Genomic DNA, 22,972 nt, shown 5'->3' with positions numbered 1-22,972 from the left:
TAACAAGAGACACCATGCCCAATCACGCACTCCTGAACAACAACGAACACAAGCAGATGCGCATCATCACCCAGCGCGGCGCGGCCTATGGCGACGCGGTGATGTCCGCTCTCACCTTCCCGGCCGAGTTCCGCGAACTGCAGGCGCACTATCCGATCGTCTTCGCCAAGAACCAGGACGGCACCTCCTTCGATCCGATCGCGCTGTTCGGCTTCCAGCAGGGCGAGAACCTGTTCCTGGGCAGCGGCCCCGGTCTCGAAGGATGGCATAAAGGCGGTTGGGACGCCCCGTATATTCCGCTGACCGTCGAGCGCCAGCCCTTCCTGATCGGCCGCCCGGCCGACGGATCGCAGGACGGCATGCTGATCCACGTCGACCTCGACAGCCCGCGCGTCAGCGCTACCCAAGGCGAGCCGCTGTTCCTGTCGTACGGCGGCAGCACCGAATACCTGGAGCGCATCAGCCGCGTGCTGCGCTCGATCCACGACGGCCTCGAGACCTCGAAGGGCTTCATCGAAGCCCTGCTGCACCTGGAGCTGCTGGAATCCTTCGTGCTCGACATCGAACTGAACGACGGCTCGCAGAACCGCCTGGCCGGCTTCTACACGATCCACGAGGAACGCCTGGCAAAGCTGAGCGGCGAGCAGCTGGCGCGCCTGCACGAAGCCGGCTACCTGCAGGCGATCTACATGGCGGTGGCTTCGCTTTCGCAGTTCCGCGAACTCATCGAACGCAAGAACCGCATGCTGGCAGGCGCGAATGCTGCCGATCGCTAAGCAAGTGCGCGAGGTCGACGCCGGCGGCGCGCGGCCGTCGGCGAATTTGTCCGATGCGCTGCTGCGCGCCACCGAGCCGTACGTCGTACGCGGCCTGGCGGCGCACTGGCCGCTGGTCGATGCCGCCCGCACCTCGATCGATGCCGCTGATGCTTACCTGCGCCGCTTCTACCAGGGCGCCACAGTCGGCGCGATGCTGGGCAAACCCGAGATCGCGGGCCGCTTCTTCTACAACGCAGACCTGACCGGCTTCAATTACTACTCGGCGCACGCGCGCCTGGACGCGGTGCTGGACGAGATGAAGGGCTACCGCGAGAATCCGCGCCCGGCCGCGATCTACGTCGGCTCGACCACCGTCGACACCGTGCTGCCCGGCCTGCGCCGCGACAACGACATCGACCTGGGCGGGCGCGACGCCCTGGCCAGCATCTGGATCGGCAACCAGACCCGCATCGCCGCGCATTACGACTTGCCGGACAACCTGGCGGTGGTGGCGGCCGGACGGCGCCGCTTCACGCTGTTTCCGCCCGAGCAGCTGGCCAACCTCTACGTCGGCCCGCTCGACTTCAACCCGGCCGGCCAGGCCATCAGCCTGGTCGACTTCGCCGCGCCGGATTACGATCGCTTCCCGCGCTTTCGCGAGGCGCTGCAACACGCGCTGGTGGCCGAACTCGAACCGGGCGACGCCATCTTCATCCCCTCGATGTGGTGGCACCACGTGGAAGCGCTCACGCCGTTCAACGTGCTGGTGAATTACTGGTGGCGCCAGTCGCCCGAGTACATGGACTCGCCGACCAATGCCCTGATGCTGGCCCTGCTGACGATGCGCGAACTGCCGCCGGCACAGCGCAGCGCGTGGCAGGAAGTCTTCCGCCATTACATTTTCGAACCGGGCGAGGACAGCGTAGCCCACCTGCCGCCGCATGCCCGGCATGCGCTGGCGCCGCTCGACGAAGACCGCGCCAGGGCGCTGCGCGGCACGCTGCTCAAGCGCCTCAACCGATAACAACACCGACCTGCAGGAGACAAGCATGGAACAACAGCACAAGCCCATCCGCCGCATCGTGATCGCCGGCGGCGGCACCGCCGGCTGGATGGCCGCGGCGGCGCTTTCGCGCACCCTCGGCAAGGTCCTCGACATCACGCTGGTCGAATCCGACGAAATCGGCACCGTCGGCGTCGGCGAAGCGACGATCCCGACCCTGGTCCACTTCCACCGCCTGCTCGACATCAACGAGCAGGAATTCATGGCCGCCACCCAGGCCACCTTCAAGCTGGGCATCAGCTTCGAAAACTGGCGCGACCGCGGCAAGGATTACATCCACTCCTTCGGCACCACCGGCACCGACCACTGGACCGCCGGCTTCCAGCACTTCTGGATGAAGGGCCGCGAGCGCGGCCTGGCGCGCGACTACGGCGACTACTGCATGGAGCTGAAGGCCGGCGAGGCGCGCAAGTTCGCCCACCTGCCGAACGACGGCCTGCACTACGCCTACCACCTCGACGCCGGCCGCTACGCGCGCTTCCTGCGCCGCTTCAGCGAGCACTTCGGCGTCCAGCGCGTCGAAGCGAAGATCGCCAGCGTCGAGCAGGCCGCGAACGGCGACATCGCCGCGCTGGTGCTCGACTCCGGCAAGCGCATCGAAGGCGACCTGTTCATCGACTGCACGGGCTTCCGCTCGCTGCTGCTCGGCCAGACCCTGGGCGTCGGCTACCAGGACTGGTCGCACTGGCTGTTCAACGACAGCGCCATCGCAGTACAGACCGAGTCCATGGGCCCGGCGCTGCCGATGACGCGCTCGATCGCCCACGACTGGGGCTGGCAGTGGCGCATTCCGCTGCAGAACCGCGTCGGCAACGGCATCGTGTATGCAAGCCGCTTCGTCGACGACGACACCGCCAAGGCGACCCTGCTCGGCAACATCGAGGGCAAGGCCCTGACCGAGCCGCGCGTGATCCGCTTCAAGCCGGGCCAGCGCGAGAAGACCTGGTCGCACAACTGCGTGGCGATCGGCCTGTCGAGCGGCTTCCTGGAGCCGATCGAATCGACCAGTATCCACCTGATCCAGCGGGCTATCGTGCGCCTGCTGCAGAACTTCCCCTCGCAGGGCATCCGCCAGTCCGACGTCGACGAGTACAACAACCAGACCTGGTCCGAGATCGAATTCATTCGCGACTTCATCATCCTGCACTACAAAGTGACCGACCGCCGCGACTCGCCCTACTGGAAGCAGGCCGCCGAGATGGCGGTGCCGCCGCAGCTGCAGCACCGCATCGACATGTTCCAGCAGACCGGGCGCGCCTTCCGCATCGTCAACGAGCTGTTCGGCGAGAACTCGTGGATCCAGGTGATGCTGGGCCAGGGCATCATGCCCGAGCAGCACCACCCGAGCGCCGACCTGATGGGCGACGAGGAGCTGAGCGCCTTCCTCGAGGGCATCCGCACCCATGTCGAGCGCACGGTGGCGCAGCTGCCGCCGCACCAGCAGTACGTGGAGCGGTATTGCGGGGCCAAGCTGTAAGATCGCGCGCCGCGCCCGGGGATTTGTGATTCGCAGTCACAAATCCCGCCGCCCCAGGAACGAGGCCGCGGCGGCGCCGGCGGCTTGCGCGAGTTCCGGGGCGGCGCACGAAGCCCAGGCGACGATGCCGTCCGGGCGCACCAGCAGCGCGGCGACGCCGAGCCTGTCCTGCGCGTCCGCCGCCAGGTAGCGTAGCGCGCCGCCGTACTGGTCCGCCAGCTGGCGCAAGGCCGCGCCCCCGCTGAAGTCGAGCAGCAGCGCCCGACCATCGCGCAGATGCTCGCCGAGCCGGGTGCCGTCGTCGAAGGCGAAGTCGGGCGCGCTGCGGCCGCTCAGCGGGTGGCTGTCGGCGAGTGCGTAGCGCGTCTCGATACCCCACAAGCGTCCTGCCATGCGGGCCGCGCCATCGTCGGTGCCGATCAGATCGGCGACCACTTCCCGCAAGGCGCGCGCCGCCGGATCGGGGCGCATCAGCGCCACCTGCGCACGCGACCAATCCAGTACCCGCGCGCCGACCGGATGGCGCTCCGCTTCATACGTATCCAGCAGCCCTTGCGGCACCGTGCCGCGGACCGTCGCAGCCAGCTTCCAGCCGAGGTTCATGGCATCGCCGATGCCCAGGTTCAGGCCCTGGCCGCCGAGCGGCGCGTGGATGTGTGCGGCATCGCCGGCCAGCATCACGCGGCCCTCGCGGTAGCGCGTGGCCTGGCGCGCACGGTCGGTCCAGCTGCTGGCGGCGTGCAGCGTGGCGACCCGCAGGTCGAGCCCGGACACGCGGCGCAACAGCTGTTCCACGCGCGCGCGGCTCAACGGCCTGCCGTCGTGACCGGCGCCGCCGTCGAATTCCTGCACGGCCAGATAGCCGGGCTGGAACTGGGCGATCAGGCCGCGCGGCATCAGCTGGCGGCCCGGGCCAAGCAATGCGGCGTCGGCCAATTCGAGCTGCAGCGAATAGCCGGTGAATTCCGGCTCGGTGCCGGCGAACGTGAAACCGACAGCCTTGCGCACGGCGCTGCGCGCGCCGTCGCAGCCGACCACCCAGGCCGCGCGCACGCTGGCGGGGCCGGCCTGCACGCTCACGCCTTCGTCGTCCTGGACCAGGCTGGACAGCGCCGCGCCGCGCCGGATGCACACGCCCAGCGCTTCGGCGCGCCGCGCCAGCACCGTCTCCAGTGCCGCCATCTCGGCCATCAGCATGCCGGCCGGTGCGCCGGGCAGGCGCCACGGTCAGCGCGCGGGGTCGTCGCCATCGGCATGGAAGACGATGCCGGCGAAGTGTCCGCCGGGGCGCTGCGATGGCGCACCAAGGGTGTTCGGCATGGGCCTGGCCAGGGCGAGCTGGTCGAGCAAGCCGCGCCGGTCCAGCGCTTCGACCGTTGGCACCGACAGGCCGCGCATGCCGAAGGGCAGCTGCTTGAACTTCGAGTGCGGATCGGCCTCGCGTTCCAGCACCAGCACGGAAGTGCCGGCGAGCGCGAGTTCGCAGGCGAGGAACAGACCGACGGGGCCGGCGCCGGCGATGAGGACGTCACATGAGGATGGAAGGTGTTGCATAGTGAGCTCCAGTGATGGGCTCATCGGCGCAACAGAATCAGAATCACGCACGCGACGAGCCCGGACAATAAAAATGTCTCGGATTCGTCGTGGGTTCGCATGCCTCGGCCTGGCGATGACAAGGAACAGAACTTCCGTGCGTGGGAAGCGGGCGGGCTTACCTGGAACCGCCGCTGCCTTTTTCGACGCGGCGATTCTAGCACGGCCGCTAGCGCAGCGCGACCTCGCTGTCGCAGGCCCGGCAAGCGCAGCTCAGCTTGAAGCGGTCCGGCAGCGGCCCGGGCCCGCGGCCCTCGGGCGCCACCAGCAGCACGGAACGGCAGCTGGGCAGCGCGGCTGGTATTCAAGCGCTCAGGTGCTCGTACAGAATCAGCCCACCAATCGCGATCAGCACCAGCCCGCCGATCAGCTCCGCACGCTTGCCGACCAGTTGGCCCAGGCCGCGGCCCAGCATCACGCCCAGCGTCACCATGGTGAAGGTGGCCAGGCCGATGGCGCCGGCGGTGGTGAGGATGTTGGCGTCGATGAAGGCCAGGCTGGCGCCGACCACCATCGCATCGATGCTGGTGGCGAAGCCGGTGATCGCCAGCAGCCAGAACGAGTGGCTGCTCGGCTTTTCCTCTTCCTCTTCGTCGGCAGTCAGGCTGGCGTGGATCATGCGCAGGCCGAGCACGCCCAGCAGGGTGAAGGCGATCCAGTGGTCCCAGGCTTCCACATACGGCGCAGCCACCTTGCCGAGGGCCCAGCCGACGATCGGCGTCAAGCCTTCGATCACGCCGAAAATCAGTCCGGTGCGAAGGGCTTCCTTGATCTGGGGACGGTGCAGTGCGGCGCCCTTGCCGATGGCGACGGCGAAGGCGTCGGTGGACATGGCAAGCGCGATGGCAAGCGTGGCGGCTACGTTCATGGTTTCTCGCTGGCCGGGCGAAGACGAGGCATGCCCGCGCGGCCCGGTCAAAAGCGCGCAGGATGCCAAAGGTCTTGCCGACCAGTCGGGCGCATGCGATGCGCTTGACGGCTGCCCGTACCACGTCGCCTGCGTGAATAAAACCGGCAACGAGTATGTTGATACGGGAACTCCTGGCGGGACCAGGAGCAGGCTACTCCCCAATGGGTAGGCGCATCTTACACGAAGTTCAATCGAAAAAAAACCCAGCGACACGCGAGCGCCGCTGGGAAGTCCTCAGGGACAGTGAGACAAATGCGTCAGGCCGCGGCGTCCGCCTCGAGGTGCAGCTTGGCGTATTTCAGGCCGAAGAACAGGATGAAGGCGTAGCAGGCCACGGGCACGAAGAAGGAAGGCTGCAGGCCGATCGCATCGGCCAGCGCGCCCTGCACGAAGGGCACGATGGCGCCGCCGACGATGGCCATGCACAGGATGCCCGAGCCCTGGCCGGTGTGGCGGCCGAGGCCGTGCAGCGCCAGGCTGAAGATGGTCGGGAACATGATGGAATTGAACAGGCCGACCGCCAGGATCGCCCACATCGCCAGCGCCCCTTTGCCGTAGATGGCAGCCAGCACCAGCGCGATCACGGCCAGCGCGTTGAAGGCCAGGCTCTTGCCCGGGCTGACGTAACGCATCACGGCAAAACCGATGAAGCGGCCGACCATCGCGCCGCCCCAGTACAGGCTGACATAGCTGGCGGCGACGGCCGGCGCCAGGCCGGCGATGTGCTGCTCGCCCAGGAAGTTGACCAGGAAGCTGCCGATGCTGACCTCGCCGCCCACGTACAGGAAGATGGCGACCGCGCCCAGCACCAGGTGGCGGTAAGCCAGCGCCGACGCCTTGCCGCCGGCAGCGGCCGTGGTTTCCTCGCCGTGCACGATCTTCGGCAGGCGCGCCAGCGCGAACAGCACGGCCAGGATCGCCAGCGTCGCGGCCAGCACCAGATAAGGGCCCTGCACGCTCGCCGCTTCATGCGCGCGGTAGGCCGCCAGCTCGGTGGCGTTCATCGCGGCCAGCTTGTCGGCGCCGAGCGCCGCGCCGGACAGGATCAGGATGCCGCCCAGGTGCGGCGCGATCGTGGTGCCCAGCGAGTTGAAGGCCTGGGTCAGCGTCAGGCGGCTCGGCGCCGTGCTGGCCGGGCCGAGCACGGTCACGTAAGGGTTGGCCGCGACCTGCAGGATGGTGATGCCGCTGGCCAGCACGAAGAAGGCGAACAGGAACAGGCCATAGCCGCTCTGCGAGGCCGGGTAGAACAGCGCGCAGCCGCTGGCCGCGATCAGCAGGCCGATCACCGCGCCGCGCTGGTAACCGACGCGGCGGATCAGGGCGCCGGCCGGCACCGAGACCACGAAATAGGCGCCGAAGAAGCAGAACTGCACCAGCATCGCCTGCAGGTAGCTGAGGGTATAGATCGCCTTCAGGTGCGGGATCAGGACGTCGTTCAGCGAGGTCAGGAGACCCCACATGAAGAACAGGATGGTGACGATCACCAGCGGACCGGCGTTGTTGCTGGCATTGTTGGCGGCGCCGGCCGGGACGGCCGGGCTCAGTGCCGGATTGCTTGGTGCGGATTGTGCCATGGTGTCTCCTTGTTACTTGTTATCGTTGTGTGTCGATGTCGTCGTCCAGCATCGCCGCGACCCCGCGCAGCGCCGGGTATTCTTCGGTGATCAGCCAGGTCGGGATGCGCGCGAGATACGGCGACAGCCTGCCCTTGCCTTCGAAGCGTTCGCGGAAGCGCGAGCCGGTGAACAGCCGGCCCAGGCGCGGCACGATGCCGCCGCCAATATACATGCCGCCGGTGGCGCCCAGGGTCAGCGCGACGTTGCCGGCCACGCTGCCCAGCACCGCGCAGAAGGTCTCGACCGTCTCGCGGCAGGCCACGCTGCTGCCGTCCAGCGCGCGGCCGGTGATCTCGGGCGCGCTCAGGCGCTGGCCGGCCAGCGCACGGTGGATCAGTTCCAGGCCCAGGCCGGACAGCAGGCGCTCGCTTGAGACATGGCCGTATTCTTCCCACAGCGCCTGCAGGATCTTCATCTCCTGCTTGCTCACCGGCGCGAAACTGGCGTGGCCGCCCTCGCCCGCCAGCGCAATCCAGCGCGCGCCGCAGGGCACCACGCCGGACACGCCCAGTCCTGTGCCCGGGCCGATCAGGCCGATCGGCTTGCCCGGCTGTTCGACACCGCCGCCGATGCGTTCGCGCTGCTCGCCTTTCAGGTGCGGCAGCGACATCGCCAGCGCGGCGAAATCGTTCACAACCAGCAGCGTGTCCAGGCCCAGTTCGGCCTTGAGCGCAGCGATCGAGAAACGCCAGCAGTGGTTGGTCATGCCGACTTCGTCGCCTTCGACCGGGTTGGCGATGGCGAGCGCGGCATGCTTCAGGCCCTCGACGGCCAGGCCGCGAGCCCCAGCCTTGGCCAGGTAGGCGCGCACGGCATCGCCGATGGTCGGGTAGGCGCTGCAGGCCAGCACTTCGATGTCGGCGAAGCCGTCCGCCCCCGGCTGCTGGAGCGCGAAGCGGGCATTGGTACCGCCGATGTCGGCGAGCAGGCGCAGGCTCATTTCAGCGCCTCGCAACGCAGGCTGTCCTGATCGCCGGCGCCGCCGCCGACCACGTCGATATTGCCGATGGCGGCCGCGAAGGCACCGCTGCTGGCGACGCTGAACGGCGTGTCGAGCGTGGCCAGGTCCGCGCCTTTCGCCGTGAAGCAGGCCAGCGGGATCTTGACGACCTGCTTGCCCTTGCCGGCCAGGCGCTGGAACAGGGCCGTGGCATCGAGCGCGGTGCCGCCCATCGCGATGTTCACCGTGCCGGCGGGCGCCGCCTGCACCATCGTGTCGAAGCGCAGCACGGCATCCTTGCTGGCTGCCGCCGGCAGCGCCAGCGCCCGCGCGCCGTGGGCCTCGAAGCTGGCCGGGCCGGTCCAGGTGACCAGCTTGGCGTCCTGCTGGGTCGTGATCTGCGCCGTCTCGACCTTGATGCCCGGCAGGCTCACGGTGGCGTTCAGGTCAGCGCCGAGCGGCTGCACCGTCGAGCCACTGCGGATCTGCAGCGGGAAGCTGGCGCGGTCGGCCTGGCCGAACAGCGGATACACATTCGAGGCGCCGCAGCCGCCGGCCGGGTAGTTCGCATCCAGCTTGCCGATTTGCGAGCGGCTGCCCCGCTTCAGGCCGTAGCCGTAGGCGAACAGCGGCGCGTAGTTGGCGTCGCCGACGTTGAGCGGGGTCTGGCACACGGTCTTCGGCCAGGAGAAGGACAGCGTGCCGCGGAAGTCGTAGCTCTTCGCGCCCTTGGCGGCGACCAGCAGATCGGACACGCCCTTGCCTTCGGTACCCGGCAGCCAGGCGGCGATGAAGGTGTCCGACAAATTCATCAGGTCGTTGACCCACAGCGGACGGCCGGACAGGAACACGGTCACCACCGGCTTGCCCTTGCCCGCCACCTGCTGCAGCACCGCCAGGTCTTCCGGATAGCGGCTGCTGTGGCGCAGCGTGCCGGACGGGCCGATGTCGCCGTCGCCTTCCGCGTACGGACCTTCGCCGATCACGGCGATGACCGCGTCGTAGTCGGCCGGGTTGACGTCCTTGCCGTCCGGGCTGAAACGCACCCTGGCGTCGCCGGCGGCGGCGCGGATGCCGGCCAGGATCGTGTCCGCGTTCGGGAAGTCGGCATTGGTATTGCTCGTGCCCTGCCAGGTCAGCGCCCAGCCGCCGGTCTGGTGGGCCATGCTGTCGGCGGCCTTGCCGACCACCAGCAGCTTTTTGCCCGCCGCCAGCGGCAGCGCCGGGCCTTCGTTCTTCAGCAGCACCAGCGATTCGCGCACCGCGCGGCGCGCCAGCTCACGGTCCTGCAGCGCCGCGTCCTTGCCGGCATAGGCGTTCTGCGACGGGCGCTTGCCGAACAGGCCGGCGCGCAGCTTGACGCGCAGGATGCGGCTGACCGCGTCGTCGATGCGCGCCATCGGGATGCGGCCGGCTTCGACGTCGGCCATGGTGTTCTTGATGAAGACCTTCCACTCGTCCGTCACCATCACCATGTCGACGCCGGCGTTGATCGCCTGCGCGCAGCTGGCAGCGGTGCAGCCGGCCACTTCGCCGTGCCCATTCCAGTCGGTGACGACGAAGCCGTCGAAGCCCATCTTCTCCTTCAGGATCCCGGTCAGCATGTCGCGGCTGCCGTGCACCTTGCCGTAATCCTTGCCGGCAGCGACATCATTCCAACTGTTGAAGGAGGCCATCACGGTCTGGGCGCCGGCAGCCAGCGCCGTGTAATAGCCCTGGGCGTGGATGTTCATCATGTCGCGCGCGCTGGACAGGTTGACGCCGCGGTCCTTGCCCTGGTCGGTGCCGCCGTCGCCCATGAAGTGCTTGGCGGTGGCGATGGTGTTGGCGTCGCTCTTGAACCGGTCCTGCATGCCTTTCACATACACGCCGGCGTAGTCGTGCACCAGCATCGGGTCTTCCGCATAGCTTTCGTAGGTGCGGCCCCAACGGTCGTCGCGCACCACGGCCAGGGTCGGGCCGAACACCCAGGCGATGCCGGTGGCGCGCACGGCCCTGGCGGTGGCGGCGCCGATCTCGCCGATCAGCTTCGGGTCGCGCGCCGCACCGAGGCCGATATTGTGCGGGAACATGGTGGCGCCGTAGACGTTGTTATGACCGTGCACCGCGTCCGTGCCCCACACCACCGGCACCTTGATCGCCATGTCGGTGGCCATCGAGGCATCGTAGAAGGCGTTCGCCATCGCCACCCAGTCGGCGGCCTTGGCGTGCTTGTTGTTGTTCGGCCAGCTGCCGCCGCCGTTCAGCACCGAGCCAAGGTAATAGGTACGGACATCGTCCGGGGTCACCGCCTTGATCTCGGGCTGGGTCATCTGGCCGATCTTCTGCGCCAGCGTCATCTTGCCGAGGATCTCGGCCACGCGCGCCTCGAGCGCGGCATCCTGCTTGAAGGCGCTGGCGATGTGCGGCCAGTCGGTCAAGGGTTTCGGTGCGGGCTGGGCAGCGAAGGCCGGCAGGGTCAAGGCGACGGAGAGCGCCAGGACGCTGGAACGGAATTGCTTGTGCATGCGGGGTGTCTCCACGTTTCTTATTTGACTGCGTTGGAAACGATTCCAACGGAACCCAACAATAGTGAAGCCAATTGATTCCGCTGTCAACAAAAAGCCCTGTTCACTCTCGCAGGAAGGCCTGGTACCACTTCGCGCTGTCCTTCAGGCGACGCTGCTGGGTGGCGTAATCGATGTGCACCAGGCCGAAGCGCTTCAGGTAGCCCTCGGACCACTCGAAGTTGTCGACCAGGCTCCAGGCGAAATAGCCCTTCACCGGCACGCCGGCGTCGACCGCCTGCTGCAGCGCGCCCAGGTGGCGCATCAGGTAGTGGCGGCGTTCGGTGTCGTGCACGCTGCCGTCCGCGCTCACCGTGTCCTCATAGCAGGAGCCGTTTTCGGTCACGTACATCGGTCCCGGATGGTAGTCGTTCTCGACCCGCGCCAGCAGTTCGGCCATCCCCTGCGGCTCGACCGGCCAGCCCATGCCCGTGATCTCGTCGCCGCTCGGCGGCAGCACGCGCGCATTCAAGGGTGCGTGGCCGGGTTCGTCGGCGATGGTCTCCGGGAAGTAGTAGTTCACGCCGAGGAAATCGGTGGGCACGGCGATGGCCTCGAGGTCGCCCGGCAGCACGGTGGGCGCATTCTCGCCGACCAGTTCCAGCGTCTGCGCCGGGTAGCCGCGGCCATACAGCGGATCGAGGAACCAGCGGTAGCGCAGGCCGTCATGCCGCTCCATCGCCGCGATGTCGCGCGGCTCAAGGCTGGCCGGACGCAGCGGGTGCAGGCTGAGCGAAATGCCGACCTTCGCATCCGGCACGTTGGCGCGGATCACCGGCACCGCCTTGCCGTGCGAGAGCAGCACGTGGTGGCTGACCTGCAGCGCGGTTTTGAGATCGGTCAGGCCCGGCGCGTGCCAGCCCTCGTAGTTGCCGATGATGGCCGTGCACCAGGGTTCGTTATGGGTGATCCAGTGCTTGACGCGGTCGCCCAGAGTGCGCGTCATCGCGTCCGCCAGTTCGACGAAGGCATCGACGGTGGCACGCTCGTTCCAGCCGCCCCGGTCCTGCAGGTATTGCGGCAAATCCCAGTGATAGAGCGTGGCCCAGGGCTGCAGGCCGCGCTCCAGCATGCCGTCGACCAGGCGCGAATAAAAGTCCAGGCCCTTCTGGTTCGGCCTGGCGCCGACGCTTGAGAAGATGCGCGGCCAGGCGATCGAGAAGCGGTAGGCGTTCAGGCCGAGATCGCGCGCGATGTCCAGGTCTTCCGGCCAGCGGTGATAGTGGTCGCAGGCGACCTCGCCGCTCGAGCCGTCGCGGATACGGCCGGGCGTGGCGGCGAAGCGGTCCCAGATCGATTCGACGCGCCCATCCGCATGGGCCGCGCCCTCGATCTGGTAGGACGAGGTGGCGCAGCCCCACAGGAAATCGGCGGCGAAGTCGGCGCGCTGCGGCGCCTGCGGTTCGGGTCGGGAAGATGGGCTCATGGTCTCGTTTTCAGTCATTGGTGTTCTCGAATTTTTTTGGAAAGCTTTCCAGTGTCCGTTCAAAAAAAAGCGCCCGCGTGGCGCCCTTGGTGCGCTCTCACGCCGCCTTGCGCCTCCCGGAAGTCGCCTTGGCCAGCGAAGCGCGCAGGGTCACGCTGACCGGGAACTCGCGGTGCACCGGACGCTTCATGTCGTAGCACAGGTTGAGCAGCGCATTGATGCCGTTCTGGGTCATCTCGCGCCACGGCATGTGCACCGAGCTCAGACGCGGCGCCGAGAAGGCTGCGCTGGGCGTGTCGTCGTAACCGATCACTGACAGGTCGTGCGGCACCCGCACACCCGCTTCCTGGAAATACGACAGCGCGCCAACCGCCATCTCGTCGTTGGCGCAGAACAGCGCGCTGCACTCGTAGCCCGACTCCAGCAGCGCCTTGGCCGCGGCCCAGCCGCCAGCCGGCGAGAAGTCGCTCTCGATGCGCCAGATCTTATTGGGGTCGATGCCGTGCTCGCGCAGCTCGCTGTCGAAGCCCTGGGTGCGGGCCACGCTGTCGGCCAGGCGGCGCGGGCCTTCGACCAGCGCGATGCGGCGGTGCTTGTGGTCTAACAGCGCACGCGCCGCCAGGCGGCCGCCGAGCGTGTGATCGACCGTGAAGCACTGCTCGGCGATGCTGTCGAAGCAGTGGTTCAGCGCCACCAGCTGGCCGGCCTTCAGGCCCAGCGCGGCGATGTCCTCTTCGAGCAGCGCGCTGGTCATCACGATCAGGCCGTCGCAGCCGCGCTCGACCAGGAATTCGATGCCCTCGATGGCCTGGCGCCGCTCGTCGCCGAGGCCGACGCCGAAGGCCAGCACCATGTGCAGGCCGGCGGCGCGCAGTTCGGTGTCGATGATCTGCAGGATCGGCGTATAGAAGGTCCCGCTCAGCACCGGGATGTACACCCCGATCATGCGGCTCGAGCCCGACAGCAACGCGCGCGCCGCATGCGAAGGCCGGAAGCCCAGTTCGTCGATGGCCTTCCTGACCTTTGCCAGCGTGGCCGGCGACACCGAACCCTTGCCGCTGACCACGCGCGAAGCCGTGCCCAGACCGACACCGGCAAGCTTCGCTACATCCTTGATAGTGGCCACTGGCAGATCCTCATTCCGTTCTGTTTAGTCTTTTCGAAACAGCTAGCATAACCCATCCGCGGTCCTTACAGGCGGTTTCCCGACTGCGGATCGAACAGCGATACCCGCTGCGCATCGACGCCGAAGCGCACCGCCTGGCCCGGCGTCCAGGCCGCATCGTCGTGCACCAGCGACGCCAGCGTATGCGCGCCGCAGCGGACCCACACGACCTGGTGATTGCCCATCGGTTCGACCAGCGAGACCGTGCCCTGCATGGCGCCGTCGGCACGGATCGCCACGTGCTCCGGGCGCACGCCCAGCACCGCGGCGCGCTTGCCCAACCCCGCCGCGCAGCAGCCCGCGCCCGGCATCAGCGCCAGTTCGCCTGCGCTGAAGCGCCCTTCTCCATCCAGCTCGCCGTCAACAAACGCCATCGCCGGCGCGCCGAGGAAGCCGGCCACGAAGCGGTTGGCGGGACGCTCGTAGACTTCCAGCGGCGTGCCGATCTGCTGCACCTGGCCAGCCTGCATTACCACGATGCGCGAAGCGAGCGTCATCGCCTCGACCTGGTCGTGCGTCACGTAGATCATGGTCGAGCCGAGGTTCTGGTGGAGCAGCTTGAGTTCGCGGCGCAGTTCGGCGCGCAGCTTGGCATCCAGGTTCGACAGCGGCTCGTCGAACAGGAACACCTGGGCTTCGCGCACCAGCGCGCGCCCGATCGCCACCCGCTGGCGCTGGCCGCCCGAGAGCTGGGAGGGTTTGCGGTCGAGCAGCGCATCGAGCTGCAGCATGGAGGCCGCATGCGTCACGCGGCGCGCGATCTCGGCCTTCGGCGTGCCGGCGATCTTCAGGCCGAAGGACATATTGTCTTTCACGCTCATGGTCGGGTACAGCGCATACGACTGGAACACCATGCCGATCCCGCGTTCGCTGGGATCGGCGTCGGTCATGTCGCGCCCGCCGATCTCGATGCTGCCGGCGTCCGCATCGACCAGGCCGGCGATGCTGTGCAGCAGGGTCGACTTGCCGCAGCCCGAAGGCCCCAGCAGCACCAGGAATTCGCCCGGCTCGACCTGCAGGTCGAGGTCGCGGATGATGTTTTTCCCGCCCAGCTTGATGTTCAGTTTGCGCAGGTTGACGTTAGCCATGGTACTTCCTTAACCTTTGACGGCGCCGGCGGCGATGCCGCGCACGAACCAGCGTCCGGATGCGAAATACAGGGTCAGCGGCACCAGCGCGGTCAGGATGGTGGCGGCCATGTTCACGTTGTACAGGCGGGTGCCGGTGGTGGTGTTGATCACGTTGTTAAGCTGGACCGTCATCGGCAGGTTCTCGCGGCCGGCGAACACCAGGCCCAGGATGTAGTCGTTCCACACGCCGGTCACCTGGATGATGGCGGCTACCACGATGATGGGCAGCGACATCGGCAGCATGATGCGCAGGAAGATGCGCCAGAAGCCGGCGCCGTCCACGCGCGCGGCATGGAACAGCTCGTGCGGCACCGAGCAGTAGTAATTCCGGAACAGCAGCGTCATCATCGGCATGCCGAACACCAGGTGCACCAGCACGATGGCCGGCAGCGAGCCGAACACGCCGGCCAGCGCCAGCACCCGCACCAGCGGATAGATCATCACCTGCACCGGCACGAAGGCGCCGGCCATCAGCACGCCGAACAGCAGGTTGGCGTAGCGCGGGCGCCAGAACGACAGCGCATAGCCGTTGATGGCGCCGATCAGGATCGGCAGGATGGTCGAGGGCACGGCGATCGCCACCGAGTTCGCGAAGCCGGTACGCAAGCCTTCGCAAGCGGCGCCGGTGCAGACCGTGCTCCAGGCCTGGCGCCAGGGTTCCAGCGTGGCGGCCAGGGGCAGCGCGAAGATCCCGCCCTGCCGGATCTCGTCCATGCTCTTCAGCGAGGTGACGATCATCACGTACAAGGGCAGCAGGAAGAACAGCGCCGCCGTGAACAGGAAGGCGTAGATGCCGACACGTGCGACGGTGATGCGGCGCCGGCTGCGCGGCCGCGTCAGGCTCGCTTCCCCGGCGGGGGCTGCCGGCAGGCGTTCGGCGATCGAATGCAGGTTCATGCGGCCTCCTTGCGGCTGCGAGCGTAGGCATAGGGCGCGAGCAGCGCCAGCACCGGCACCAGCAGCACGACCGCGCCGCTTGACGCCAGGCCGACGTTCGAGCGCAGGAACAGGTGGTCCATGATGAACTTGGCCGGCACTTCGCTGGCGGTGCCGGGACCGCCCTGGGTCATCGCGACCACGGCGTCGTACAGTTTCACGACCGCGGTGGCCAGCAGCAGCAGGACCGTGGCCACGGTCGGCCACAGCATCGGCAACACGATCTGCAAATAGACGCGCCATGCCGGGATGCCGTCCAGGCGCGCCGCTTTCCAGATCTCCGGGTCGACGCCGCGCAGGCCGGCCAGCATCAGCGCCATCACCAGGCCCGAGGCCTGCCACACGGTGGCGATGACAATCGTGTAGATGGCCATGTCCTGGTCGACGATCCAGCCGAGCGTGAAATCGTGCCAGCCCAGCATCCGGATCGCGGAATCGATGCCGTCGCCGGGCTGCAGCAGCCATTGCCAGACCAGGCCGGTGGCGACAAAAGACATCGCATACGGGTACAGGAACACAGTGCGCAGCACGCCCTCCCCGGTCACGTTCTGGTCGATGAAGACCGCCAGCAGAAAGCCGATCACAAGGCAGGCCAGCACGAACAGCACGCCGTACAGCGCCAGGTTATGCAGCGACAGCATCCAGCGCTCGTTGTCGAACAGACGCTGGTACTGGGCCAGGCCGATGAACTGGCTGGACGGGAAGGTGCGCGAGGCCGTCATCGACATGCCCAGGGTCCAGACGGCGGCGCCGATGTAACCGACGAGGACCGTCACGAACATCGGCAGCAGCGCCGTGTAGGGCGTGATTTTACGAAGCTGGCGCGCCTGGATCATCCCGTTCTCCCTCAATAACGCAGCGCCGAGGCGATGCTCTTCTGCGCTTTTTCGACCGGCATGTTGGTATTCCAGTAGGCGGTCAGGACGTCCTGCAGCGCACCGTTCTGGTCCGGCGTCAGATAGACCTCGGTCACGCCGACCGGGCGCGAACGGTCGCGCAGGATCGCCATGCCCTTCTGCGCGCAGACGTCGAGCTGGCTGGCGTCGAGGTCGGGACGCACCGGCAGCGAGCCTTTCAGCTTGCTGAACTGGAGCTGGACGCCGGGACGCTCGACCACGCTGGCCAGCAGCTTCTGGGCCTGGACCGCGCCACGGTCCTCGGTTTTCGGGAAGACAAAGACGTCGCCCTGGATCAGGTAGGGACTGTCGACGGACAGGCCGGGGATGCAGCCGTACTGGCGGCCCGGGGCCTGGCCGGCATTGGTGAACTCGCCCTTGGCCCAGTCGCCCATGATCTGGATGCCGGCGCGGCCCGAGATGACCAGCGCGGTGGCATCGTTCCAGTTGCGGCCCGGCGAGGCCGGATCGACATAGGTTTGCAGGCGCTTGTAGGCCAGCAGCACCTTGCGGAAGGCGGCGGAGTTGATTGCGGCCTGGTCGCGGTCGCGGATCACCTTCAGGTACAGATCGCGTCCACCGATGTTCGACAGCATGCTGGAAAACAGGATCACTTCCTGCCACGACTGGCCGCCATGGGCCAGCGGGATCAGGCCGGCGGCCTTCAGCTTGTCGAGCGCGGCGAACAGTTCGTCGACGCTGGCCGGTTCCTTCCTGATGCCGGCCTTGTCGAACGCCGCCTTCGAATACCACAGCCAGGTCTGCATGTGGATGTTCATCGGCGCGGCGTAGTAATGGCCTTTGACCTTGATGACGCCGACGATGGGTTCGGGCAGCAGCTGGTCCCAGTTCTCGCGGCGCGCGAGGTCGTCGACGTCGTTGAGCATGTCTTCCTCGATGATGTCGAGGAACTGCTTGGAGGTGTTGAACTGGGCGGCGGTGGGCGGATTGCCGCCGATGATGCGGTTGACGGTGACGGCGCGCGACTGGTCGCCGCCGGCGATGGCGCTGTCGATCCAGGTACCGCCGGCCTCGGCATAGGCCTGGGCGACATGGCGCACGGCCGCCGACTCGCCGCCCGAGGTCCACCAGTGGATCACTTCGGCACGCGGACCGGCATGCGCCGCCGCAGCGGACGCGCATAGCCAGGCGGCGAACGCCAAGCTGCGACCTGCAACCATCTCGTCTCCAATGTATCGGCTGCCATTTATGGTGGACGTGTCCGGGCTGGAAACGTTCCCATGGCTTTGGCCGGACTATAGCACCGGGCCGAAATTAGTGTCAAACAGAAAATACTTGGCGGATTTTCCTATAAAACCCGCGATGAATGAAGAGCTAGTTGCTGGTGTGGCAAATCGTCTACACGTCATTCCCGCGCAGGCAGGAATCCATGTTGAGCGTCTTGAGCCAATCTGTATGGATTCCCGCCTTCGCGGGAATGACTGCAGTCAGGGCTGCAACCGGTACCCCACCGCCGTCTCCGTCAACAAATGCCGCGGCTGCGCCGGATCGTCTTCCAGCTTCTGGCGCAGATGTCCCATATAGATGCGCACATAGTGCCCGTTGTCCGAGTTGGACGGTCCCCACACCTCGCGCAGCAGCTGCGGCGCCGTCACGACGCGGCCCAGGTTCGCCAGCAGCACCGACAACAGCTTGTACTCGGTCGGGGTCAGGTGCACCGGCTGGCCGTCGCGGTCCACGCGGCGCTTCTGCAGGTCCACCTCGACCTTCCCGAAGACGATCCGCGCAGACGGTTCGCCGCCCGCCTTGTGCTGGCGCCGCAGCGCCGCCCGAACGCGCGCCAGCAGTTCGCCGATGCCGAAGGGCTTGGTGAGATAGTCGTCGGCGCCGGCGTCCAGCGCCGTGATCTTGTCGCCCTCGTCGATGCGCGCCGACAGCACGATGATCGGCACCGGGCTCCAGCTGCGCACGTCGCGGATCAGCTGGACGCCGTCGCCGTCGGGCAGGCCGAGGTCGAGGATGATCAGGTCGGGCGTGCGGGTGCCGGCGTCGATCAGGCCGCGCTTCAGGGTCTCGGACTGGTGCACCTGCCAGCCCTCGCCTTCCAGCGCCATGCGCACGAAGCGGCGGATCTGCGGCTCGTCCTCGACGATCAGGGCGATGGGGGATGTTTCGATACTCATGTTTCCTGGCTTTCCACGATGTCGGCGGCCGGCATCGCCGGCGGCTCGCCCAGCGGCAGACTGACTTCGAAGCAGGCGCCGCCCGCTTCCAGATTGAATGCGCGCATGTGGCCGCCGTGCGCCTCGACGATGGCGCGGCAGATCGCCAGCCCGAGGCCGACGCCGGCGATCGGCGATTCCTGGGCGCCGCGCACGAATTTTTCGAACAGCGCATCCTCGCGGCCCGGCGGCAGGCCGGGGCCGTCGTCGAGCACGCGCAGGCGCAGCATGCCGGCACCAAGGTCCGCTTCCGCGGCGATCGTGATCCGGGCATCCGGCGGCGTGTACTTGCCGGCGTTTTCCAGCAGATTGCACAGCACCCGTTCCAGCAGGGTGGCGTCGAAGCGCACCAGCGGCAGCCCGGGCGCCATGCGCGTCTCGATGCGGCGCCCACCCAGTTGCCAGCGGCAGGCGCGCAGCGCGCTGCCGACCAGTTCCTCGACCAGTTGCCACTGCAGGTTGAGCCTGACGCCGCCGCTCTGGATGCGCGCCATGTCGAGCAGGTTGGCGACCAGGGTGCTCATGCGGCGCGCCTCGTCGCGCAGCGCGCCGGCCAGCTCCATCTGCTCGCCCGTCAGCGGCGGCCGCGACAGCGTCAGCGACTCGGACAGGCCAACGAGTCCCGTGAGCGGCGTGCGCAGGTCGTGCGACAACGCCGCCAGCAGCGAATTGCGCAGGCGCTCGCCTTCCATCTTGACTTCGGTCTCCTGGGCCACCTCGACGTAGTGGACCCGCTCCAGCGCGATCGCCGCCAGCGCCGCGAAGGCATCGAGCAGGCCGCGCTGTTCGGGCGCCGCCGGCATGCCGTGTTCCGGCAGGCGCAGCGCCAGCACGCCGCGGGTGCGCATCGGCGCCACCAGCGGCAGATACACATACTGGTTGCCCGGCAGCGTGCCGGTGCCGGCGCCGGCGGCGCTGGCGTGGTCGTAGGCCCACTGGGCGGCAGCCATGTCCAGCACGCTGAGCACCGGCATGCCGGCATCGTGGGCCGGCAGCGCCAGGCGTCCGGCGCCATCCGGCAGCAGCACGGCGCCGCGCGCGTCGAAGGTGCGCTCGGCATAGCGCAAGGTGATCTCGAAGACCTGCTCGGTCAGCAGCGCCGGCTGCAGGGCGCGCGCGAATTCGTAGAGCGCGCGGGTACGGGCTTCGCGCTGCACCGCGCCGCTGGCCTGCTCGCGCAGCGAAGCGGTGAGTCGCGCCGTGATCCAGCCGACGGCCAGCATCACCGCCAGCGCCACCGCGTAACGGAATTCGCCGGGCCCGAAGCCCGCCGCATCGGCCGGGTGCGCCGCCAGCACCAGGGCGCAGAAGGCCACCAGGCTGGCGCAAACCGCCGGCGCCCTCCCCAGGCGAATCGCCACCAGCACCACCGCGAGCAGGAACAGCATCGCCACGTTGACGAGGTCCAGCAGCGGCAGCAGCGGCAGGCCCACGGCGGCGGTCAGCAGGCTGATGCCGGCGCCAGCCAGGACGGGACCGATCTGCGGCTCAAAGGCGGGCGGCTCCTTCGATGCGGGACTGGGGCGGAACGTGGACATGCCGGCATGGTAAGCCATCCACGCCGGTCCGAGCGTAAACGCGGCGTAAAAATCGGCAGGGAACCGTGCCCCGCGCGGCGACGTTTACACGGCGTTTACAAGCGGGCGGCCGGACTTTACGACAATTTTCAGAGCCGCAGCCTATCGTGGCAGCCTGTTCCACCACCTCGACCCGCCATGCTATCGAACCTGCGCACCGCCCTCCTCGGCCGGCCCCTCGACCCAATGAAGGCCGAGACCCGGCATTCCCTCACCCTGGCCGCCTTCCTGGCCTGGGTCGGCCTCGGCGCCGACGGCCTGTCTTCCTCCGCCTACGGTCCGGAAGAAGCCTTCAAGGCCCTGGGCCCGCACACCCATTTCGGCCTCTACCTGGCGCTGGCCACCGCCGTCACCGTCTTCATCATCGCCTTCGCCTACAACCAGGTGATCGAACTGTTCCCGACCGGGGGCGGCGGCTACCGCATCGCCACCGTCCTGCTCGGGCCGCACGCCGGCCTGGTCTCGGGGGCGGCGCTGGTGGTCGATTACGTGCTGACCGTGGCGATCTCGATCGCCAGCGGCACCGACGCCCTGTTCTCGATGCTGCCGCTCGGCTTCCAGCACTGGAAGCTGGGTACCGAGCTGGCGCTGGTGCTGCTGCTCCTGTGGCTGAACCTGCGCGGCGTGAAGGAATCGATCCGCATCCTGCTGCCGATCTTCCTCGGCTTCGTCGCCACCCATGCGCTGCTGATCGTCTACGGCATCGTCGCCAAGGCGTCCCTGATTCCGGCGCTGCTGCCCGACACCGTGATGGAAACGGCGGGCCTGGCGCAGGACACCTCCTGGTTCTTCACGCTGGCGCTGCTGCTGAAAGCCTATTCGCTGGGCGGCGGCACCTACACCGGCATCGAAGCGGTCTCCAATAACGTGAATTCGCTGGCCGAGCCGCGCGTGCGCACCGGCCGCGCCACAATGTTCTACATGGCCTGCAGCCTGGCCTTCACCGCCGGCGGGATCATCCTCCTGTACCTGCTGTGGCATGCCGTGCCGAGCGCGGGCCAGACCCTGAACGCGGTCGCTTTCCGCTCCATCCTGGCGGATCTCGGCCTGGACGGCCCGGCCGCGGCGATCGCGCTGGCCGCCACGCTGGCCTTCGAAGCCGGGCTGCTGCTGGTGGCCGCGAATACCGGCTTCCTCGGCGGTCCAGCGGTGCTGGCCAACATGGCGGCGGATTCCTGGGTGCCGCACCAGTTCCGCTACCTGTCCAGCCGCCTGGTTACGCAGAACGGCGTGCTGCTGATGGGCGCCGCAGCCGCCGCCGTGCTGCTGGCCAGCGGCGGCCGGGTCGGCCTGCTGGTGGTCCTGTACAGCATCAACGTGTTCCTGACCTTCAGCCTGTCCCTGCTCGGCCTGTGCCGCTACTGGATCCGCCACCGCAACGAATCGGGCTGGCTGCGCCGGCTGCTGCTGTCGATGACGGGCCTGCTGGTGACCGGCAGCATCCTGGTCGTCACCGTGCTGGAAAAGTTCGGCGAGGGCGGCTGGGTCACCATCGTCCTGACCGGTCTGGTGGTGGCGCTGTGCCTGGCCGTGCGCAGCCATTATCGCGACACCCGCGCGCGCATCCAGGACGTCGACAAGGTGTTCGCCAACCAGCCGCTCGGTCCCTGCCTCGACGCGGGCGCGCTCGACCCGCTGCTGCCTACCGCCGTGTTCATCGTCGGCGGTTCGCGCGGCGGCGGGCTGCATGCGCTGCTGTGGGTGCAGCGCATGTTCCCCGGCCACTTCCGTAACGTGGTCTTCCTGAGCGCCCGCACCGTCGATGCCCAGGCCTACGGCGGCGAAGGCGAGATCGAACGCCTGCGCCTGTCCGCCACGCGCACGCTCGACGACTTCGTCGCCTTCTGCCGCAGCCACGGCATCCCGGCCACCTCACGCCTCGGCTTCGGCACCGATCCGGTCGATACCTTGACCGACATGTGCCGCGCGCTCAGCGGCGAATTCCCGCATGCCGTGTTCTTCACCAGCCGCCTGGTGTTCAAGGCCGACAACCTGTTCATCCGCCTGCTGCACAACCAGGCGGCCCTGGCTATCCAGCGGCGCCTGCACTTCGACGGCCTGCAGATGGTGATTCTCCCGATGAAGATTTAGCCGAACAGCTTGGTCGCCGTCTTTGCCACCAATTCACCCTGGAAGCGGGCGCCGTCCAGTTCCAGCTGACTGGGCTGGCGCTGGCCCTGGCCACCGGCGATGGTGCTGGCGCCATACGGGCTACTGCCGGCGATCTCGTCGAGCGTCATCTGGCCCGCAAAGCTGTACGGCAGGCCGACCACCACCATCCCGAAGTGCAGCAGGTTGGTGATGATCGAGAACTGGGTGGTCTCCTGCCCGCCGTGCTGGGTGGCGGTCGAGGTGAAGGCCGCGCCGACCTTGCCGGTCAGGGCGCCGCGCGCCCACAGGCCGCCGGTCTGGTCGAGGAAGGCCGCCATCTGCGAAGGCATGCGGCCATAGCGGGTCGGCGCGCCGACGATGATGGCGTCGTAGTCCGGCAGTTCGTCGACGGTGGCGATCGGCGCCTGCTGGTCCAGCTTGAAGTGGGCCGGACGCGCGATGTGCTCGGGCACCGTCTCCGGCACGCGTTTGACCTCGACCGTCGCGCCGGCATTGCGCGCGCCTTCCGCAACCGCCTGTGCCATCTGCTCGATGTGACCGTAGGTCGAGTAATACAACACCAGTACTTTCGCCATGCCGCTCTCCTTGTGCTCGTGGGTTGATGGGGAATCGGCATACTAGCGCGAAGCGGCCAGGTGGGG

At 67.8% G+C, this 22,972-nt stretch carries 18 protein-coding genes and 1 pseudogene; 4 read left to right on the top strand and 15 right to left on the bottom strand.

Annotated features, from left to right (window positions below):
* The first annotated feature begins 14 nt into the window (after positions 1-14).
* From NX782_RS07880 to NX782_RS07870, 3 genes are read left to right on the top strand one after another with little or no spacing between them, the layout of a single operon-like run.
* The gene (locus NX782_RS07880; protein WP_258844893.1) at positions 15-776 is read left to right on the top strand and encodes a SapC family protein; all 762 of its coding nucleotides are present in this window, start codon (positions 15-17) and stop codon (positions 774-776) included.
* Complete coding sequence (locus NX782_RS07875) at positions 760-1,782, top strand: cupin-like domain-containing protein (RefSeq protein ID WP_258844892.1); 1,023 nt, start codon at positions 760-762, stop codon at positions 1,780-1,782. Before NX782_RS07880 ends, NX782_RS07875 begins: the two co-directional genes overlap by 17 nt.
* 25 nt (positions 1,783-1,807) lie before the next feature.
* Complete coding sequence (locus NX782_RS07870; RefSeq protein WP_258844891.1) at positions 1,808-3,298, top strand: tryptophan halogenase family protein; 1,491 nt, start codon at positions 1,808-1,810, stop codon at positions 3,296-3,298.
* 36 nt (positions 3,299-3,334) lie between these two features.
* On the opposite strand, the gene NX782_RS26520 is transcribed toward NX782_RS07870, so the two are convergent.
* The 14 genes and pseudogenes from NX782_RS26520 to NX782_RS07805 all read right to left on the bottom strand — a co-directional run bounded on the left by NX782_RS26520 (position 3,335) and on the right by NX782_RS07805 (position 20,180).
* Positions 3,335-3,691 (bottom strand): aromatic-ring hydroxylase C-terminal domain-containing protein, encoded by a 357-nt coding sequence (locus tag NX782_RS26520; protein WP_370661776.1) that lies wholly within the window; start codon positions 3,689-3,691, stop codon positions 3,335-3,337.
* Positions 3,692-3,799: 108 nt separating this feature from the next.
* Positions 3,800-4,852 (bottom strand): annotated as a pseudogene (locus NX782_RS07865) (FAD-dependent monooxygenase); the annotation flags it as partial.
* Positions 4,853-5,195: 343 nt separating this feature from the next.
* Positions 5,196-5,759, bottom strand: coding sequence for a manganese efflux pump MntP (gene mntP / locus NX782_RS07860; RefSeq protein WP_258844890.1), 564 nt, complete (start codon positions 5,757-5,759; stop codon positions 5,196-5,198).
* A gap of 299 nt (positions 5,760-6,058) precedes the next feature.
* Positions 6,059-7,378, bottom strand: coding sequence for a sugar MFS transporter (locus tag NX782_RS07855; RefSeq protein WP_258844889.1), 1,320 nt, complete (start codon positions 7,376-7,378; stop codon positions 6,059-6,061).
* 19 nt (positions 7,379-7,397) lie between these two features.
* On the bottom strand, positions 7,398-8,360 hold the full coding sequence (locus NX782_RS07850) for a glucokinase (RefSeq protein WP_258844888.1): 963 nt from the start codon (positions 8,358-8,360) through the stop codon (positions 7,398-7,400).
* The gene (locus NX782_RS07845; protein WP_258844887.1) at positions 8,357-10,867 is read right to left on the bottom strand and encodes a glycoside hydrolase family 3 protein; all 2,511 of its coding nucleotides are present in this window, start codon (positions 10,865-10,867) and stop codon (positions 8,357-8,359) included. The genes NX782_RS07850 and NX782_RS07845 overlap by 4 nt, the downstream gene beginning before the upstream one ends.
* Before the next feature lie 103 nt (positions 10,868-10,970).
* A complete protein-coding gene (locus tag NX782_RS07840; RefSeq protein ID WP_258844886.1) occupies positions 10,971-12,332 on the bottom strand; it encodes a GH1 family beta-glucosidase in 1,362 nt (453 codons plus the stop codon).
* 97 nt (positions 12,333-12,429) lie between these two features.
* Positions 12,430-13,458 carry a LacI family DNA-binding transcriptional regulator gene (locus NX782_RS07835; RefSeq protein ID WP_258844885.1) on the bottom strand — a complete coding sequence of 343 codons (1,029 nt, stop codon included), beginning with the start codon at positions 13,456-13,458 and terminating at the stop codon, positions 12,430-12,432.
* Positions 13,459-13,523: 65 nt separating this feature from the next.
* Complete coding sequence (locus NX782_RS07830; RefSeq protein WP_258844884.1) at positions 13,524-14,585, bottom strand: ABC transporter ATP-binding protein; 1,062 nt, start codon at positions 14,583-14,585, stop codon at positions 13,524-13,526.
* A gap of 9 nt (positions 14,586-14,594) precedes the next feature.
* Positions 14,595-15,524: a carbohydrate ABC transporter permease gene (locus tag NX782_RS07825; RefSeq protein ID WP_258844883.1), complete on the bottom strand. Its 930-nt coding sequence runs from the start codon at positions 15,522-15,524 to the stop codon at positions 14,595-14,597.
* On the bottom strand, positions 15,521-16,399 hold the full coding sequence (locus NX782_RS07820) for a carbohydrate ABC transporter permease (protein ID WP_258844882.1): 879 nt from the start codon (positions 16,397-16,399) through the stop codon (positions 15,521-15,523). Before NX782_RS07820 ends, NX782_RS07825 begins: the two co-directional genes overlap by 4 nt.
* 11 nt (positions 16,400-16,410) lie before the next feature.
* Positions 16,411-17,640, bottom strand: coding sequence for an ABC transporter substrate-binding protein (locus tag NX782_RS07815; protein WP_258844881.1), 1,230 nt, complete (start codon positions 17,638-17,640; stop codon positions 16,411-16,413).
* A 267-nt stretch (positions 17,641-17,907) separates the two neighbouring features.
* Positions 17,908-18,603 carry a two-component system response regulator KdpE gene (kdpE, locus tag NX782_RS07810; RefSeq protein WP_258844880.1) on the bottom strand — a complete coding sequence of 232 codons (696 nt, stop codon included), beginning with the start codon at positions 18,601-18,603 and terminating at the stop codon, positions 17,908-17,910.
* The gene (locus NX782_RS07805) at positions 18,600-20,180 is read right to left on the bottom strand and encodes an ATP-binding protein (protein ID WP_258844879.1); all 1,581 of its coding nucleotides are present in this window, start codon (positions 20,178-20,180) and stop codon (positions 18,600-18,602) included. Before NX782_RS07805 ends, kdpE begins: the two co-directional genes overlap by 4 nt.
* 177 nt (positions 20,181-20,357) lie before the next feature.
* Between NX782_RS07805 and NX782_RS07800 the strand changes: the two genes are divergently transcribed.
* Positions 20,358-22,310, top strand: coding sequence for an APC family permease (locus NX782_RS07800; protein ID WP_258844878.1), 1,953 nt, complete (start codon positions 20,358-20,360; stop codon positions 22,308-22,310).
* Here NX782_RS07800 and wrbA read toward each other — a convergent pair.
* Entirely contained in the window at positions 22,307-22,906 is a 600-nt protein-coding gene (wrbA, locus tag NX782_RS07795) for an NAD(P)H:quinone oxidoreductase (protein WP_258844877.1), read from the bottom strand. The two genes, NX782_RS07800 and wrbA, sit on opposite strands and share 4 nt — an antisense overlap.
* Between the last annotated feature and the right edge of the window lie 66 nt (positions 22,907-22,972).

The sequence above is a fragment of the Massilia norwichensis genome (genome assembly GCF_024753245.1).
In the GTDB taxonomy this organism is placed as follows: Bacteria; Pseudomonadota; Gammaproteobacteria; order Burkholderiales; family Burkholderiaceae_D; genus Telluria; species Telluria norwichensis.
The sequence above is the reverse complement of the archived record's forward strand: the minus strand, read 5'-3'. Positions and strand labels throughout refer to the sequence as shown.

Bases quoted from the DNA above. Each gene is read 5' to 3' on its own strand.
- NX782_RS07880 (WP_258844893.1), top strand. From the start codon at position 15: ATGCCCAATCACGCACTCCTGAACAACAACGAACACAAGCAGATGCGC.
- NX782_RS07875 (WP_258844892.1), top strand. From the start codon at position 760: ATGCTGCCGATCGCTAAGCAAGTGCGCGAGGTCGACGCCGGCGGCGCG.
- NX782_RS07870 (WP_258844891.1), top strand. From the start codon at position 1,808: ATGGAACAACAGCACAAGCCCATCCGCCGCATCGTGATCGCCGGCGGC.
- NX782_RS26520 (WP_370661776.1), bottom strand. From the start codon at position 3,691: ATGGCAGGACGCTTGTGGGGTATCGAGACGCGCTACGCACTCGCCGAC.
- mntP (WP_258844890.1), bottom strand. From the start codon at position 5,759: ATGAACGTAGCCGCCACGCTTGCCATCGCGCTTGCCATGTCCACCGAC.
- NX782_RS07855 (WP_258844889.1), bottom strand. From the start codon at position 7,378: ATGGCACAATCCGCACCAAGCAATCCGGCACTGAGCCCGGCCGTCCCG.
- NX782_RS07850 (WP_258844888.1), bottom strand. From the start codon at position 8,360: ATGAGCCTGCGCCTGCTCGCCGACATCGGCGGTACCAATGCCCGCTTC.
- NX782_RS07845 (WP_258844887.1), bottom strand. From the start codon at position 10,867: ATGCACAAGCAATTCCGTTCCAGCGTCCTGGCGCTCTCCGTCGCCTTG.
- NX782_RS07840 (WP_258844886.1), bottom strand. From the start codon at position 12,332: ATGAGCCCATCTTCCCGACCCGAACCGCAGGCGCCGCAGCGCGCCGAC.
- NX782_RS07830 (WP_258844884.1), bottom strand. From the start codon at position 14,585: ATGGCTAACGTCAACCTGCGCAAACTGAACATCAAGCTGGGCGGGAAA.
- NX782_RS07825 (WP_258844883.1), bottom strand. From the start codon at position 15,524: ATGAACCTGCATTCGATCGCCGAACGCCTGCCGGCAGCCCCCGCCGGG.
- NX782_RS07820 (WP_258844882.1), bottom strand. From the start codon at position 16,399: ATGATCCAGGCGCGCCAGCTTCGTAAAATCACGCCCTACACGGCGCTG.
- NX782_RS07815 (WP_258844881.1), bottom strand. From the start codon at position 17,640: ATGGTTGCAGGTCGCAGCTTGGCGTTCGCCGCCTGGCTATGCGCGTCC.
- kdpE (WP_258844880.1), bottom strand. From the start codon at position 18,603: ATGAGTATCGAAACATCCCCCATCGCCCTGATCGTCGAGGACGAGCCG.
- NX782_RS07805 (WP_258844879.1), bottom strand. From the start codon at position 20,180: ATGTCCACGTTCCGCCCCAGTCCCGCATCGAAGGAGCCGCCCGCCTTT.
- NX782_RS07800 (WP_258844878.1), top strand. From the start codon at position 20,358: ATGCTATCGAACCTGCGCACCGCCCTCCTCGGCCGGCCCCTCGACCCA.
- wrbA (WP_258844877.1), bottom strand. From the start codon at position 22,906: ATGGCGAAAGTACTGGTGTTGTATTACTCGACCTACGGTCACATCGAG.